At 55.9% G+C, this 15,837-nt stretch carries 13 protein-coding genes, 1 pseudogene and 1 riboswitch; of the genes and pseudogenes, 12 read left to right on the top strand and 2 right to left on the bottom strand.

Annotated elements, in window-relative coordinates:
• Positions 1–28: 28 nt before the first annotated feature.
• Positions 29–343 carry a hypothetical protein gene (locus ACSZO4_RS12435; RefSeq protein ID WP_437889284.1) on the top strand — a complete coding sequence of 105 codons (315 nt, stop codon included), beginning with the start codon at positions 29–31 and terminating at the stop codon, positions 341–343.
• 333 nt (positions 344–676) lie between these two features.
• Here the strand turns inward: ACSZO4_RS12435 and ACSZO4_RS12430 are convergent, their stop codons facing one another.
• Positions 677–1,300 (bottom strand): glutathione S-transferase family protein, encoded by a 624-nt coding sequence (locus ACSZO4_RS12430; protein ID WP_437889283.1) that lies wholly within the window; start codon positions 1,298–1,300, stop codon positions 677–679.
• A 237-nt stretch (positions 1,301–1,537) separates the two neighbouring features.
• Positions 1,538–1,636, top strand: a riboswitch (guanidine-I (ykkC/yxkD leader).
• Between the two features lie 56 nt (positions 1,637–1,692).
• Here ACSZO4_RS12430 and ACSZO4_RS12425 point away from each other — a divergent pair.
• The 11 genes from ACSZO4_RS12425 (at position 1,693) to ACSZO4_RS12375 (ending at position 15,514) form a co-directional block, all read left to right on the top strand.
• Positions 1,693–2,751, top strand: coding sequence for a putative urea ABC transporter substrate-binding protein (locus tag ACSZO4_RS12425; protein ID WP_437889297.1), 1,059 nt, complete (start codon positions 1,693–1,695; stop codon positions 2,749–2,751).
• 22 nt (positions 2,752–2,773) lie between these two features.
• Positions 2,774–3,589, top strand: a complete 816-nt coding sequence (locus tag ACSZO4_RS12420; RefSeq protein WP_437889282.1) for an ABC transporter permease — start codon at positions 2,774–2,776, stop codon at positions 3,587–3,589.
• Positions 3,586–4,362 carry an ABC transporter ATP-binding protein gene (locus ACSZO4_RS12415; protein WP_437889281.1) on the top strand — a complete coding sequence of 259 codons (777 nt, stop codon included), beginning with the start codon at positions 3,586–3,588 and terminating at the stop codon, positions 4,360–4,362. The genes ACSZO4_RS12420 and ACSZO4_RS12415 overlap by 4 nt, the downstream gene beginning before the upstream one ends.
• A 4-nt stretch (positions 4,363–4,366) precedes the next feature.
• On the top strand, positions 4,367–5,095 hold the full coding sequence (locus ACSZO4_RS12410; protein ID WP_437889280.1) for an urea amidolyase associated protein UAAP1: 729 nt from the start codon (positions 4,367–4,369) through the stop codon (positions 5,093–5,095).
• 11 nt (positions 5,096–5,106) lie between these two features.
• Entirely contained in the window at positions 5,107–5,739 is a 633-nt protein-coding gene (locus ACSZO4_RS12405) for an urea amidolyase associated protein UAAP2 (protein ID WP_437889279.1), read from the top strand.
• Positions 5,740–5,917: 178 nt separating this feature from the next.
• Positions 5,918–9,520, top strand: coding sequence for an urea carboxylase (uca, locus tag ACSZO4_RS12400; RefSeq protein ID WP_437889278.1), 3,603 nt, complete (start codon positions 5,918–5,920; stop codon positions 9,518–9,520).
• A complete protein-coding gene (atzF, locus tag ACSZO4_RS12395; protein ID WP_437889277.1) occupies positions 9,517–11,316 on the top strand; it encodes an allophanate hydrolase in 1,800 nt (599 codons plus the stop codon). Before uca ends, atzF begins: the two co-directional genes overlap by 4 nt.
• A 125-nt stretch (positions 11,317–11,441) precedes the next feature.
• Positions 11,442–11,825 carry a biofilm formation regulator BssR gene (locus ACSZO4_RS12390; protein ID WP_437889276.1) on the top strand — a complete coding sequence of 128 codons (384 nt, stop codon included), beginning with the start codon at positions 11,442–11,444 and terminating at the stop codon, positions 11,823–11,825.
• Positions 11,826–12,150: 325 nt separating this feature from the next.
• Complete coding sequence (locus ACSZO4_RS12385; protein ID WP_437889275.1) at positions 12,151–13,218, top strand: hypothetical protein; 1,068 nt, start codon at positions 12,151–12,153, stop codon at positions 13,216–13,218.
• 2 nt (positions 13,219–13,220) lie between these two features.
• Positions 13,221–14,147: a hypothetical protein gene (locus tag ACSZO4_RS12380; RefSeq protein ID WP_437889274.1), complete on the top strand. Its 927-nt coding sequence runs from the start codon at positions 13,221–13,223 to the stop codon at positions 14,145–14,147.
• Positions 14,148–14,398: 251 nt separating this feature from the next.
• Positions 14,399–15,514 carry a PQQ-dependent sugar dehydrogenase gene (locus tag ACSZO4_RS12375; RefSeq protein ID WP_437889273.1) on the top strand — a complete coding sequence of 372 codons (1,116 nt, stop codon included), beginning with the start codon at positions 14,399–14,401 and terminating at the stop codon, positions 15,512–15,514.
• 18 nt (positions 15,515–15,532) lie between these two features.
• Here ACSZO4_RS12375 and ACSZO4_RS12370 read toward each other — a convergent pair.
• Positions 15,533–15,751, bottom strand: a pseudogene (locus tag ACSZO4_RS12370) (glutathione binding-like protein); the annotation flags it as partial.
• Positions 15,752–15,837 lie beyond the last annotated feature (86 nt).

Raw genomic sequence — 15,837 nt, 5'->3', positions numbered from 1 at the left:
GTCACATAACAAGCGTTTTCAGGGGAGAGTGAGTTTTATTGTAACTGACGGTCGGGGCCTGGGCAGCCTGAGCGGTACGGTTCAGGACGGAGATGCGAAGAATACCGTTGTTCATCGGGAGATTTCGTTTTCTATTGTCAACCATGACGGTTTCCAGATGTGGGGGAATGATGAAAGCCATAAATTAAGCTATGACAATACCCCGGATGAAGAACTGGCGCTGCTGTTACAGGATTTTTATGTGCATCAACATGCCCGATTAGCGGTCTTTCCGGTCAGAACGCCGGTAGGAAAAATGCTTTTGGTTAAATCGACAATGTCCGCTTTTTTATGTACCTCCTGATGGTTGCCCGCGAGGTCCGCGTTTTTTGAGTGTTTGCCGGCAGGCGTTGTTGGATCGTGTGCAAAGACGCTTCTGAATACTAAAAAAACGCTGTCAATGTTGAGCAATTGTACACCGCCAAATTTCGTGCTGACAGAAACAGGCAAAAAAATGCCGCTCGGACAGAACGGCAGACATACAGCACAGGGAAATCGTTTGGAAACATATCATTTACACGAAAAATGATAGCCTGCTAATTAATTTTTGTCAGCAGTTAGTTGCGCCAAAAACCGTGTGAGTGTGAAGTTGTGATTTGAATCACATTCTCTTCTCTGGGGGGATTTTGATGCTGGCTCAGGGCACGCCATTATTGCCATGGCGTAAAAACGCCGGGCGCTGATTTAAGCGTGCAAACCACGCCTCAAGTGCCGGAAAATCCGGGTGCTCAAATGGGGTCATCTTCCAGCGATTCACCGATAACCCCAGCACAATATCCGCAAGGCTGAAGGTGTCTCCAGCGGCCCAGGCTCCAGTTTTTTCCAGTTGCTGATCCACAATGCTAATACAGTGGTTCCACTCTTTAATTCCTCTCGCAATGGCGTTCAGATCGTTATAGGTCGGGTTCCTGCGCACCAGCGCCGGGAATACATAGCGCCAGGCATTGTTAAATTCGGTTGCCTGCCAGTCCATCCAGCGCTCGATGCTGGCGCAGGCCTGCGCATCGGCAGGCAGCAGGTCATGACGGCCTGCTTTTCGCGCCAGATAACGACAGATAGAGTTGGATTCCCAAAGAATAAAATCACCGTCAATTAATACCGGTACCATCTCATTCGGGTTCATCCCCCGGAACCATTCGGTTTGCGTTGAGGCAAAACCGCTGCCGTAATCTTCCTGGCTGTAGGCCACTCCCGCTTCCTCGCAGGTCCACAATACTTTTCGCACATTAATCGATGAGGTTTTACCCAGAATTCTTAGCATGGCGCAGGTGCCTTATTTGCAGGATTAATCGTTTAAAAACAATACATCAGATGTCCTGCTTTTTACTATCGCGCAGATAGCGTCATTTTGGTGCGCTGCTTTATGCTGGCTCACCAAAATGGTGATAATGGGGAAGGTGTTTTGCATAACCTAATGATTTTTTAGATAAATGTATTCTGGCACAGCGCTTGCTAAAGCATAAATGTATAGCGAAAGGGCAGTGCAACACACAATTTGAAAATAGCTGGCTAGGGTTCCGGTTCGCGCAAGCGGGCGTCTGGTCCAAGAGCTGGCGACCTCTGCGAGGTTACACGGCGGGACAAAAACCCGGGAGACAGCAGCACCAGTGGGTGTCGCGCTGCCCCCCTTTTTGTGCCACACAGAGGTCAATGATGAAGAAAACGTCCTTACTCCGCACTGTCGTTCTGTCGCTGGTCATGTTGACCACTCTCCCCACCTTTGCCGCAGTGAAGAAAGAATTTAATGTCTGCTGGACGATCTACGCAGGCTGGATGCCCTGGGGCACCATCAGCAATAACAAAATCATTGATAAATGGGCCGACAAATACGGTATCAAAATTAACGTCGTCCAGCTTAACGATTATATCGAATCCATTAATCAGTACACCGCCGGCCAGTTTGATGGCTGCACCATGACCAATATGGATGCGCTGACCATTCCGGCGGCGGGCGGCGTGGACACTACCGCGCTTATCCTCGGCAGCTACTCCGAAGGTAATGATGGCGTGGTGATGAAAGGAGAAGGCAAGGCCGTTAAGGATCTGAAAGGGCAAAAAATCTATCTGCCTGAGCTTTCTGTCTCCCATTACCTGCTGGTGCGCAGCCTGGAAAAAGCGGGCCTTGCGGAAAAAGATGTCACCGTGGTTAACACCTCGGATGCGGATATCGTCTCGGCATTTGCGACCCCAGCCGTGCAGGCTGCTGTTGCCTGGAACCCTCAGCTTTCAGTGATCAAAGGCACGCCGAAAACCACCGAAGTGTTCAGCTCAGCCCAGGTGCCGGGTGAAATCATCGACATGATGGTCGTTAACACCGAAACCCTGAAAGACAACCCGGCGCTGGGTAAAGCGCTGACCGGGGCCTGGTATGAAATCATGGCGCAGATGAAAGCGCAGAATAAAGATCTGTTGAGCGCGATGGCGGCAGCCTCTGGCACCGATCTGGCGGGCTATCAGGCGCAACTGAAAACCACCCATCTCTTCTATACGCCAGCGGATAATCTGGCCTTCGTTACGGCTAAAGCTTTGCCGGAAACCATGCAGCGCGTCGCGCAGTTCTCCTTTGATAAAGGCCTGCTTGGCGATGGGGCGCAAAGCGCGGACTTTATCGGCATGGCTTTTCCCGGCAACGTGACCCAGGGCGATGCAGGCAACATTAAGCTGCGCTTTGACGACAGCTTCGTGAAGATGGCCGCTGACGGCAAGCTTTGACTGACTGACGGGAAACCACGCCATGCGACATATTAATCGCCATCCGACCAGGGGCATGCGCTTTACACTTGTCCTGCTGCCCTTCGTCATTTTGCTGGCAGCCTACTTTCTGGGGTCGGCGGTGCGACTTGAAGCCAACCCGCAGGACAAACTCTTGCCTGGCCTTTCGCAGATGCTGGAGGCGATTTCGCGGATGGCTTTCAGCCCGGATAAACGCAGTGGCGATTATCTCTTCTGGATGGACACCCTGGTCAGCCTTGCGCGTCTGTTGACCGGGCTGGTTGTGGCCTCGCTGCTGGGGTTGTGCATTGGCATCACCGCCGGGGTTTTCCCGATGTGGCGCGCGTCGGTATCGCCGCTGATGACCGTGCTGTCGATGATCCCGCCGCTGGCGATTTTGCCGGTGCTGTTCATCGTCTTCGGGCTGGATGAACTGTCGAAAGTGATGCTGATTGTCATCGGCGTGACGCCGATGCTGGCGCGCGATCTTGAGCACCGGGCCAGGGAAATTCCGCCGGAGATCCTGATCAAAGCGCAGACGCTTGGGGCATCAAGCTGGACGCTGGTGCTGCGCGTGGTCCTGCCGCAACTGCTCTCACGTTTGCTGACCTCCCTGCGTCTGATGCTCGGATCCGCCTGGCTGTTTCTTATCTCGGCAGAGGCTATCTCCTCCACGGCCGGGCTGGGCTACCGCATCTTTCTGGTGCGCCGCTATATGGCGATGGACGTCATTATCCCGTACGTGGTGTGGATAACGCTGCTGGCCTGGCTGATGGACCTGGGTCTGCGTCAGCTCCACAAAACCTGTTTTCCCTGGGCGGAAGGAGGGAAGGCATGAGCTTTATCGAAATCAACAATGTCTGGCAGGAGTATGGCGCGCACGTGGTGCTTGAGCGGCTCAACCTGCAGGTTAACGCCGGAGAGTTCTGCTCAATGGTTGGCGCCTCCGGCTGCGGCAAGTCGACGTTTCTGCGTTTGCTGCTAGGCCAGGAAGCGCCGAGCCGTGGCTCGCTGTTGCTTGATGGCAAAGCCTTGCAAGCGGAGCCGGATCGCAGTCGCGGCGTTGTTTTTCAGCGCTATTCGGTCTTCCCGCACTTAAACGTGCTGGATAACGTCACCATCGGTCTCGAATTCCCCCACGCTCGTTTCCTTGGCCGCCTGTTTGGCGCAAGCAAACGCCAGGCGCGGGATCGGGCGATATGGATGCTGGAGAAAGTTGGCCTCGGGCAGGCGCTGGATAAATACCCCGCCCAGCTTTCCGGCGGGATGCAGCAGCGACTGGCGATCGCCCAGGCGTTTATTATGCAACCCCGCGTTCTGCTGCTGGATGAGCCGTTTGGCGCACTCGATCCGGGTATTCGCAAAGATATGCATGCTCTGCTGCTTCAGCTGTGGAGCGAAACCCGGATGACCGTATTTATGGTCACTCACGACCTCTCCGAGGGGTTTAACCTCGGCACCCGACTGCTGGTGTTCGACAAGGTGCGAATTGACCCGCACGAGCCCAATGCTTACGGCGCGCGCATCACTTACGACATTCCGCTAAACGAAGCGCGACTGGCCGAAATGACCGGCAGCGCGCCTGATAACGTCTATGCGTTAAGGACTTAACTTTATGACTTCATTAGAAAACGCTAATTCAGTTTTACGTGAAGAGACGCTGCCCGGCGGCGGCAATCTCTCCTTTATTCTCAAACGTGGGCAGATCCTGCGTATGACGGATATCGACGGCGGGGCCAACGTCAGCCTGATGATGCTCAACCCGCATGAGAAAAGTGAACGTCTCAACCTGCCCGACACCTTAAAAGGCCAGCACACTGCGCGTCTGACCGCCGGGCACTGTTTTTACTCTGATATGGGTCGGGTGCTGGCGGGCATTATCAGCGACACCTGCGGCTGGCATGACCCCTTTGGCGGCGTACTGAATGCGGCTGAAGTGAGTGAGAAATATGGCCAGGGCAACTACCAGAGCCTGCGTAACGGTTTTTACCGTAACGGCGTCGACAACCTGCTGGTGGAGATGGGCAAATGGGATCTGAACCTCGAAGACCTGCTGATGGTGGTTAACTTCTTCAGCAAAGTGAGCGTTGACGAGAATGGCGCATTTACCTTCCACAGCGGCTGGTCACAGCCGGGCAACTACGTAGAGTTGTTTGCTCCCATGGACGTGCTGGTGGTGCTCACCGCGCTGCAACATCCCATGGATCCGTCAACGGAATACGCCCCGCGCCCGGTGCAGCTGAGCTGGCGTCAGGCGGCAGATGAAAATGCCGCCATTCGCGCACTGCATACGCGCCCGGAAAACGAGCGCGCCTTTACTAATACCCGTTTATTCGCCCTGTAAGGAGCCAGATAATGACCGTAACCAGCCAGAAGCATCCCGAAGAGGCCGTGTTTCGCCATGTGATCCCGGCAGGCGAACCTTACCTGTTTGAAGTGAAAAAAGGGCAGACCGTCCGTTTACTGGATCTTGAAGGCAATCAGGCCGTCGATACCCTGTTTTACAACGCCGATAATCCGCGTGAACGCTACGATCCCCAGCGCACATTGCGCCGCCAGGGCAACGCTTATCTGACCACCGGCAGCGTACTTTATTCCAACCTTGGAAACCCGCTGCTGACCATTGTCGCTGATACCTGCGGTCGCCACGACACCCTCGGCGGCGCCTGCGCTCAGGAGAGCAACACCGTGCGCTATGCGCTGGATAAGCGCCATATGCACAGCTGTCGCGACAATTTTCTGTGCGCCTGCCTGCATGATGGTCGCCTGCACAAGCGCGACATCGGGGCCAACATTAATTTCTTTATGAACGTGCCCGTCACCCCGGAAGGCGGTCTGACCTTTGAAGATGGCATTTCAGCCGCCGGGAAATACGTCGAACTGCGCGCCGAAAGTAACGTCATTGTGCTGATTTCTAACTGTCCGCAGCTCAACAACCCGTGTAATGGCTGGAACCCGACCCCTGCCGAGGTACTGGTATGGAACTGAGCCGTTGGGTGCGGTTGCGCAGCCTGATTTACCACCTGTTTGTCGTTCGCGCGGCTCGCCTGCCGTTACGCCAGGATCCAGACCCGACGCCACGTCCATAAGTGACATCGCCCCTTATGGACGACCATAAGGCGAGCCGATTTTCGGCGGGACGACCCGCCACCATTGAGTTCTGACTATGTTTACAAAACTCCTTATCGCTAACCGTGGCGCGATTGCCTGCCGTATTCTGCGTACCCTGCGCACCATGAACGTGGCCGGTGTGGCCGTCTGGTCCGAGGCGGACGCCAGCAGTTTACATTTGCGTGATGCCGCCGAGGCTATCAGCCTGGGCGAAGGCCCGGCGGCGCAAACCTATCTGGTCAGTGAAAAAATCATTAACGCCGCGCTGCAAAGCGGCGCGCAGGCAATTCACCCCGGCTATGGTTTTCTTTCCGAAAATGCGGCCTTTGCTGAAGCCTGCGAAGCGGCAGGTATTGCTTTTGTCGGCCCGACGCCTGAGCAACTGCGCGTCTTCGGTTTAAAACATACCGCCCGCGCGCTGGCAAAAGCCCACGGTGTCCCCATGCTGGAGGGGACCGAACTGCTGGCCAGCCTTGATGAGGCGCAACAGGCCGCAGCCGTTGTTGGCTTCCCGGTGATGCTGAAAAGCACCGCTGGCGGCGGCGGAATTGGGATGCGCGTCTGCTATAGCGCAGCCGAACTGGCTGAAGCCTTTGACGCGGTGGTGCGTCTGGGCAAAAACAACTTTAGCGACGCCGGTGTGTTTATCGAAAAATACATTGAGCGGGCGCGTCACCTGGAAGTGCAAATCTTTGGCGACGGCGCCGGGGAGGTGATAGCCCTGGGCGTACGCGACTGTTCAGTACAGCGCCGAAACCAGAAAGTGATTGAAGAGACCCCGGCGCCGAATCTGCCCGAAGGTATGGAAGCCGCGCTGTGCGAGGCCGCCATAAAACTTGGCAAAGCGATTGATTACCGCAGCGCAGGCACCGTCGAGTTTGTTTACGACAGCGCAGCCCGCCAGTTTTACTTCCTTGAAGTGAACACCCGTTTACAGGTGGAGCACGGCGTCACCGAGCAGGTGTGGGGCGTGGACCTGGTTCGCTGGATGATTGAACTGGCGGCAGGAGAGCTACCGCCGCTGGCTGAACTGGCCGCAGGGCTTAAGCCTCAGGGTCATGCGGTGCAGGCGCGCGTCTATGCTGAGGATCCGGGTCGGCAGTTCCAGCCGTCGCCGGGTTTACTGACCGATGTCGCCTTTCCGCCAGAGGATCGGAAGCATCTGCGTATCGACAGCTGGGTGGAAGCCGGGTGTGAAGTCCCGCCGTTCTTCGATCCTATGCTGGCGAAAATCATCACCTGGCAGCCCACGCGCGCGCAGGCGATTGCTGAGCTGAACAGCGCGCTGGGGGCAACCCGGTTGTATGGCGTCGAGACCAACCGCCAGTATCTGCAACAGATCCTGACCTTTGCTCCCTTTGCCAGCGGCGAACCCTGGACGCGCTGTCTGGAAGGGTTGACTTACCACGCCGCCACCTTTGAGGTGCTCAGCGCTGGCACCCAGACCACGGTACAGGATGTCCCTGGCCGCCTGGGCTACTGGGCGGTGGGCGTTCCGCCTTCCGGGCCGATGGATGCCCGCGCGCTGCGCCTTGGCAATACGCTGCTGGGTAATGCCGCCAGTGCGGCGGCGCTGGAGCTGACCCTGAATGGCCCGACGCTGAAGTTCAATACCGATGCGGTGGCGGTGGTCACCGGGGCGGAACTGAGTATTACTCTCGATGGCGAGAAGGTCGCCATGAACAGCGTATTTACGCTCCCGGCGGGCAGTACCCTGCGGCTGGGTGAGGTCAGCGGGGCGGGCGTGCGCAGCTATCTGTGCCTGCGCGGCGGGATCAATGTGCCGGACTATCTTGGCAGCAAAAGCACTTTCACCCTTGGTCAGTTTGGCGGTCATGCCGGGCGCGCATTGCGTACCGGCGACGTGCTGCATATTGCTCCGCTCACCGACCGCCAGAGTGGGGCCGTGTTGCCAGCGGCATTCCATACCGCATTGCCTGCGGTGCGCGAATTGCGGGTGATTTATGGTCCGCACGGCGCGCCGGAATACTTCTCTGAAAACTATATCAACACCTTTTTCGCCACCGACTGGGAGGTGCACTTTAACTCCAGCCGGACAGGTATCCGCCTGATTGGACCAAAACCGGAGTGGGTACGTGACAGCGGCGGCGAGGCGGGGCTGCATCCGTCGAATATTCATGACAACCCTTACGCCATCGGCGCCGTCGATTTTACCGGTGATATGCCGGTGATCCTGGGGCCGGATGGCCCAAGCCTTGGCGGCTTTGTCTGCCCGGTGACCGTTATCGAAGCCGATCTGCATAAGCTCGGGCAGCTGAAAGCGGGCGATAAACTGCGCTTTATTCCGGTGGATGTCAGCACCGCGCGCCTGCTGGCCCAGGCCGAAAGACAGGAAGTGGAAACGCTGCAACCTGTTGCCTTTAGCTGGCAGCCCGTGCGCCTTGCTTCTCCGGTGGTGCTGGATGTGGGCGAGGCCGATACCCGGCTGGTGGCGCGCTTGTCTGGTGATACCCATCTGTTGCTGGAAATTGGCGCGCCGGAGCTGGATCTGGTCCTGCGTTTTCGCGGCCACGCTCTGATGCAGGCGCTGGAAGCTCGTTGCCTGCATGGCGTTATCGACCTGACGCCGGGCATTCGCTCGTTGCAAGTGCACTATCAGCCGGAGACACTGCCGCTCAGTCAACTGCTGGATGTGATTCGCGCCCTGTGGACGCAGGTGTGCCAGAGCACCGACCTTGATGTGCCTTCACGCGTGGTCTGGCTGCCGCTCTCCTGGGACGATCCTGCGTGCCAGAAAGCGATTGAAAAGTACATGACGACGGTGCGCCGCGATGCTCCATGGTGCCCGAGCAATCTGGAGTTTATCCGCCGGATTAACAGTCTGGAAAATATCGACGAAGTGTATAAGACCGTCTTCGATGCCCGCTATCTGGTGATGGGGCTGGGGGATGTTTATCTTGGCGCGCCGGTTGCCACACCGCTCGATCCGCGTCACCGGCTGGTGACCACCAAATACAACCCGGCGCGCACCTGGACGGCTGAAAACTCGGTGGGGATTGGCGGAGCCTATCTCTGCGTATACGGCATGGAAGGACCGGGCGGTTATCAGTTTGTCGGGCGTACCCTGCAAATGTGGAACCGCTACCGGGCGGTGGCTGACTTTAATGGCAAACCCTGGTTGCTGCGCTTCTTTGACCAGATCCGCTTCTATCCGGTTTCCGCCGAAGAGTTACTCACTATTCGCCGCGACTTCCCGCTGGGGCGTTACCCGCTGCGTATTGAACAGACCACCCTGCGTCTTGCGGAGTATCAGCAGTTCCTCGCTGATGAAGCACAAAGTATTGCCGCCAGCCGGGCTCATCAACAGCAGGCGTTTGCCGCCGAGCGCGATCGCTGGATTGCCAGCGGCCAGGCGCATTTTGACAGCAGCGACGAAGTGGCAGAAGAGGGGGAAGATGCGCCTCTTCGCGCCGGAGAAAGCGGTGTGGACAGCCCGGTGTCCGGCAACCTCTGGCAGGTGAATGTGAAAGAGGGCGACAGGGTGAGCGAAGGCCAGACCCTGGTAGTGCTGGAATCGATGAAGATGGAAATTCCACTGACTGCGCCTCATTCCGGGGTGGTCACCCAGGTGCGGGTGCAGCCGGGAACCTCTGTGCGTGCCGGGCAATGCGTGGTAGTAATGGAGAAAGCACAATGAGCGACTCGTTTGATTTACGTCTTGATACGCTGGCGGCGAAGTATCGCAGCGGCACACTGACGCCGCGCGCGCTGCTGGCGCAGTTGCGGCAACGCGCCGTTGCCCTGAACCCGGAATTCAATCTCTTTATTCATATCCTGACTGTGGAGGAGCTGGAGCCTTATCTGGCCGCGCTGGATGCCCGCACGCCGGATGAATTGCCCCTCTACGGCGTGCCCTTTGCTATCAAGGACAATATTGATCTGGCGGGGATTGCGACCACGGCTGCGTGTCCGGCTTTTGCTTATACCGCGCAGGATGACGCCACCATTGTGCGTCAGTTGATTGCGCTGGGGGCCGTTCCGCTGGGTAAGACCAATCTTGACCAGTTCGCCACCGGGCTGAACGGTACGCGCTCGCCATACGGCGCCTGTCGTAACAGCGTGCATCCGGACTATCCGTCAGGTGGATCCAGTGCCGGGTCGTCACTGGCGGTGGCGCTGGGGGTGGCGAGCTTTGCGCTGGGCACGGATACCGCCGGCAGCGGGCGGGTTCCGGCATCGCTTAATAACTTGCTGGGGCTTAAAGCGACCAAAGGGCTGATTTCGACAGCGGGCGTACTGCCTGCCTGTCGTACCCTCGACTGTGTGACCTTTTTTACGGCGACCGCCGCGGAAGCCAGCCGCCTGCTGGCATTAACCGCGGTGCAGGATCCGGCGGACGACTTCAGCCGCCTGAACCCGGCGTGGAACAGCCTTCAGGCATTTGGCGCACCGCGTGAGGGATTTCGTTTCGGCGTGCCCGATAAGCTCGAGTTTTTTGGCTGTAGTGAGAGCGAAGCCCTGTTTAACGCTGCAATTTCCCGGCTTGAGGCGCTGGGCGGCGTGCCGGTAAGCATTGATTTCACCCCTTTTATGCTGGCGGCAAAGCTGCTTTATGAAGGGCCGTGGGTAGCCGAGCGTTATCACGTGGTCGGGCCGCTGATAGAACAACAACCTGATGCGGTATTGCCGGTTATCCGCGACGTGCTGCAAAAAGCGCCGGGCACCGATGCCGTCAGTACCTTTGACGCCATCTACAGGCTGCAACATTTTAAAACGCTCTGCGATGCCACGCTCGCCGGGCTGGAGTGCGTACTGACGCCGACGTATCCGCGTCCGGTCACTCTGACTGAGCTGGAGGCCGAACCGGTAAAACGCAATTCGGATCTGGGGTACTACACCAACTTTATGAACCTACTGGATTACGCCGCCGTGGCTGTACCCGTTGGTTTTATGGCCAGCGGCCTGCCCTCGGGAGTGACGCTGTTTGGCCGCGCCTTTACAGATCAGTACCTGCTGGGGCTGGCAGATGCGCTGCAACGTGCGCAGCCCTTGCCCCTGCCGGGCGGCAGCGTACTGGCAGGCGATCCGCCTGCGCAGGCGGCAGTCAATGACCGGGTACAACTGGTGGTGTGCGGCGCGCACCTCGACGGGCTGGCGCTCAACCATCAGTTGCGCCAGCGTCAGGGTCACCTGGTGCAAGCCACCCATAGTGCGCCTGCGTATCGTTTGTATGCCCTGGCTGACGGAAAACGTCCGGGGATGGTGCGCGATGAGGAACAGGGACAGGGGATCGCCGTTGAAGTGTGGGAACTTCCTTCATCCGAACTGGGTTCATTTCTGCATGGGATCCCGGCTCCGCTGGGCCTGGGTAAAGTGGAGCTGGCGGATGGGCGCTGGCTGACTGGATTCATTTGTGAGGCTTATGGATTATCCGGGGCAACCGACATCACCTCATTCGGTGGATGGCGTGCGTGGCTTGCCCGACAGGCTTAATGTTAAGTCGCTCTAAACTGTAAAGAATCGTCGCCGACGGTCAATTATTGACCTTGCTCATGCTTTTGCTCAAAAAATGACCATAGTATGGACTGGCACATTGGCTGACAAGGGAGGGAAAACGTATGACCGTCGACGAACTCACACGCTGCCTGCTGGACAAATTGCTCAGTGCCCATTTTGAGCTAGAGACCTATATCCATATGCGTAAAGCAAAAGGGTATATGTCAGTCAGCGAAACCGAACAGTTAAAGGACAGTTTTTTTGCACTCGCGAGGGAGATTCGCGACAGAGGTGAGCAACTGAATCAGCTGCTCGACCACGATACCCGTGGCGCGTTGTACCGTGCAGAAGAAGCGTTATCTTCGGCAGCCGTAAGCCTGCTGAGCGGGCGTCATGACTGCCCGACCTATATTGCCGTGAATGCGGACAAACTCGAACGTTCCCTGAACGTGCTGAATTTCAGCATTCGTTATTTGAGTGAACACTCATCGCTTGAAGAAGCCTGATGTAGGGGGAGGTAACTCCTCCCCTTTTTTTATTATTTTCAATTTATGCCAGCATGGTCAGCCCTCTTGCCCCCGTTTTACGGCCAGATTTCACCAGTTTTCAGCCGGATACGGTCACCGATGTAATTGTCTTATTCTTATTGCTCAGTGTTGTATTCGCTCAGATTAGACAGAGCTCAGCGCTTTTATTATCTATAACTCAATCCTTATCTGAACAGCTAAACAATGCCTTTTAGCTAATGATTAGCTTTTTTATCTTTCTTAGCTGTACAGATAAACTATAATTCGAAGCTAAGAAAATACATTTTTATGAGGAGCGTCCGTAGTGATTCAATCAGAAAACAAGCTCCTGCAGGATGTCACGTCGGCCCTTGAAAGCATCCTTGAAGCCAGGATTGTAGAACTGAGTGGCCTGCCGGGCGACGACGGTATTGATTGTGTTCTGGAGGTCAGAGGTATTCAGGGGGTCTGGATCATGCCCGTAGAGGCAAAAAAGCAGGCTTACCCAAGGGATATCAGGCAAGCAATCTGGAAAATTGAGGAGTTCTGTCAGAAAAACGCCAATAAGCCTGATATTGTCCCGATTTTTGTCGCTGAGCTGATCAGTGAGGGCGCAAGAGAAATGCTCAAAGCGCATGGCGTTGGATATTATGAGATGGGTGGCACTCTCTTTATCAATCATAAACAGTCAATTATCGATATACAAAGACCACGCAAGAGAGCAGTGAAACGCGGGAGTGGCGATCTGTTCACTGGTGCGAGGGAAATGGTCGTGCATGCATTACTTCAGTCACAGGGAAAATGGTTCTCAGGTGAAGAGCTTAGTCAGCACTCTGGAACTTCGGCATATACGGTTTCTGGCGTTTTAAGAGAGCTGGAAATGAGAGAGTGGCTGGAAAAAACCAGTGAAGGGGGGCGTTCACAGCGCCGCAGACTGATTAATCCCGGCGCTTTACTTAATGCCTGGGCGGAGGACACCAGGCAACGGGAAAATCGTGCATTCTACGGGTATCTGTTTGCAGCGGATGCAGTGGATTGCGTCAGAAAAATTGAACGCAAGGTTAGCCAGGCAGGCGATGACATCCGCTGGGCGCTGACGGGGGCCCTGGCGGCAAATCAGGCCACGCCACTACTCACGGGCGTAAATGTGGCAGAAATTATCGTCCCGCCCGGAAGTGCCCAGCTGTTTACCCAGTTGACGGGTATTAAAAGCGCGGAAAAGGGCTACAACGTTGTTGTACATGAATGTGTCCCCGCTGCCCTGCAATTTATAAATTATGAAAACAACATCCCCGTCACCAGCGACTTCATTCAGTACCTGTCTCTGCTGGATGGTAAAGGAAGAAACGCTGAACTTGCTGAACAGTTTCGCCGGGAAATTCTGGAGATATAACTATGGTAATCCACACCAAACCGAAAGACAGATCCGGATATTCAGCCATTAACACGGAAATGTGTGAGCGGGTCTTAGTCACTTTATTGACCACCTTTGGCACCATGAAAGGCACGCTTCGCCTGATAGGTGGACTCGTTCCGCGCTATTTGACCCCTGCGCAGGAACCTCAGGTGCCTGAACATTATGGTACATCTGATGTGGATATCGTGCTTAACCTGCAAGTGATCGCTGAGGGGGAAAATTATGCCTCTCTGCACGATCAACTGATTGAAAGAGGTTTCAGAAAAAACTCTGATACAAACGCATGGCGCTGGGAGTTCCCCGTTCCCGATGGTTCTCCCGTACTGGTAGAGTTTTTACAGGGAAACAATGCTGGCGGAAAACCTGGCAGAGAAGTCCCGATAGACGGCGAGGCGGTTTCTGCTCTCGTGATCCCCTTTGCTGAAATGTCATATGAATGGTATGCCGAGAAAGAGATCTCTGCGATGCTCTTTGGGGATAAGGGCTTGGGGGACGCGGGGATTGTTTTTGAAACCATACGATTTGCGGATGAAGTTGTGTTTATCCTGCTGAAAGCGATTTCGTTTCAAAATCGCAACGAACCCAAGGATGCAGCCGATTTGAACCATGTGATGCGTTACGTTGGCGAACCTGAATATATTGCAGAGAAATTCCTTGCTCATATAAAAAGTGGAAAACATCAGACAGCGATCGAGACGGGATTGAATGCACTGCAAAAATGCTTTGCTGAAGGTAATAACAATGTTGAAGGTTACCTGCTGACGGGCCCCGTGCGTTACGGGCAGTTTATGCATGGTACCGATACAAATCTGGAAAATGAGAGACTGCTGGAGCAGCGCTTCGCCGCAGCACTAGTAACGGAAGTTCTGCGCCTTATAGATGAAGGTCGTGATGAAACTCAGTAAGGCTGGTTGCTGGATCTGTTCCGCTGTTTCCCGCAGTTTTTTGCCATCAGACCTCAGCAACAAGGCCTGACATACCGCTTCTGGCGGTGCATCCTTTATATGTCAGCCCAGGCAGCACTTAAACATAACCCGGACATCCATGCATTAAGGGGCGACGGTCAGGTAAGGTCTAATTTCAGTTTTTGTAAAAGTCCCCCCGCGCCTGACCATGCTGTCTACCCTTTAGGCTGTTACCACTAAAGGAGGGTGCCATGCGCCGCAACGCTGTCTTTTTGATCCCCGCATTGTTGATTGCCACATCCGCGCTGGCGGCCCCTGCGCCGGTGAAGGTTGAGGTACTGCAAACCAAACTCGACCATCCCTGGTCGCTGGCTTTTTTACCCGATAACAAAGGGATGCTGATCACCCTGCGGGGAGGGCAGCTACGCCACTGGCAGGCGGGAAAAGGCATCTCAGACCCGATAGTCGGCGTGCCGAGGGTATGGGCCAGCGGGCAGGGTGGGTTACTGGATGTCGCCCTGGCGCCGGATTTTGCCCAGTCGCGGCGGGTATGGCTTAGCTACGCGGAAGTGGGGAGCGACGGCAAAGCGGGCACCGCGGTGGGATATGGGCGATTAAGCGAAGATCTTAAACGGATTGAGGCCTTTCAGGTGGCGTTTCGCCAGCAGCCGAAGCTCTCAACCGGCAATCACTTTGGCGGCCGACTGGTGTTTGATGGCAAAGGCTATCTGTGGATAGCGCTGGGGGAGAACAATCAGCGTCCGACCGCCCAGGATCTGGATAAGTTGCAGGGCAAGCTGGTGCGTCTCACCGATCAGGGGAAAATCCCGGCTGATAACCCCTTTGTCGGGCAGGCGGGCAAACGGCCTGAGATCTGGTCATACGGGATCCGTAATCCGCAGGGAATGGCCATTAACCCATGGAGTGAGGCCCTTTGGCTGCACGAGCATGGCCCGCGCGGCGGCGATGAAATCAATATCCCGGAAAAGGGCAAAAACTACGGCTGGCCGCTGGCAACCTGGGGCATTAACTACAGCGGTTCGCCGATCCCTGAAGCCAAAGGGAACACGGTCGCGGGTACTGAACAACCGGTTTTCTACTGGGAAAAATCACCGGCAGTCAGCGGTATGGCGTTCTATAACGCGGCGACGTTCCCGCAATGGCACAACAAACTCTTTATCGGCGCGCTTAAGGATGAGGATGTGATCGTGCTGAGCGTCAGCGGCAATAAGGTGACGGAAGACGGGCGTATTCTTGGCGATCGCGGGCAGCGTATTCGCGATGTGCGGGTCGGACCGGACGGCTATCTGTATGTGCTGACCGATGAAAATGATGGCGAATTACTGAAAGTCAGCCCGGCGCAATAAGTTACGCCGGGTTGCCGGTCAGGTGACCGGGATCATCACGACATCACGAAATGCCGGGCGCTGAGTCAGGCGCTGATACCAGGCTTCAAGATGGGGATGTGACGTCCAGCTCAGCCCCATATTAAACAGGTTGTAGATAAACGGGGCGACGGCGATATCACCCGGGCCGAATTCCTTGCCGGACAGCCAGGGATCCACCGCCAGGGCGTTGTCGAGCAAGCTGAACAAGGCTTCACATGCGCTAATGTGTACTAGCTCAGACCTGATCTGACAGTTACCGGTTATTTATACAGGTGTCTGTCAGATTAAATCTGGTTCAGATT

Origin of the sequence: Phytobacter sp. V91 (assembly GCF_965644225.1) — a bacterium.
GTDB lineage: Bacteria > Pseudomonadota > Gammaproteobacteria > Enterobacterales > Enterobacteriaceae > CBFFRJ01.
The sequence above is the reverse complement of the archived record's forward strand: the minus strand, read 5'-3'. Positions and strand labels throughout refer to the sequence as shown.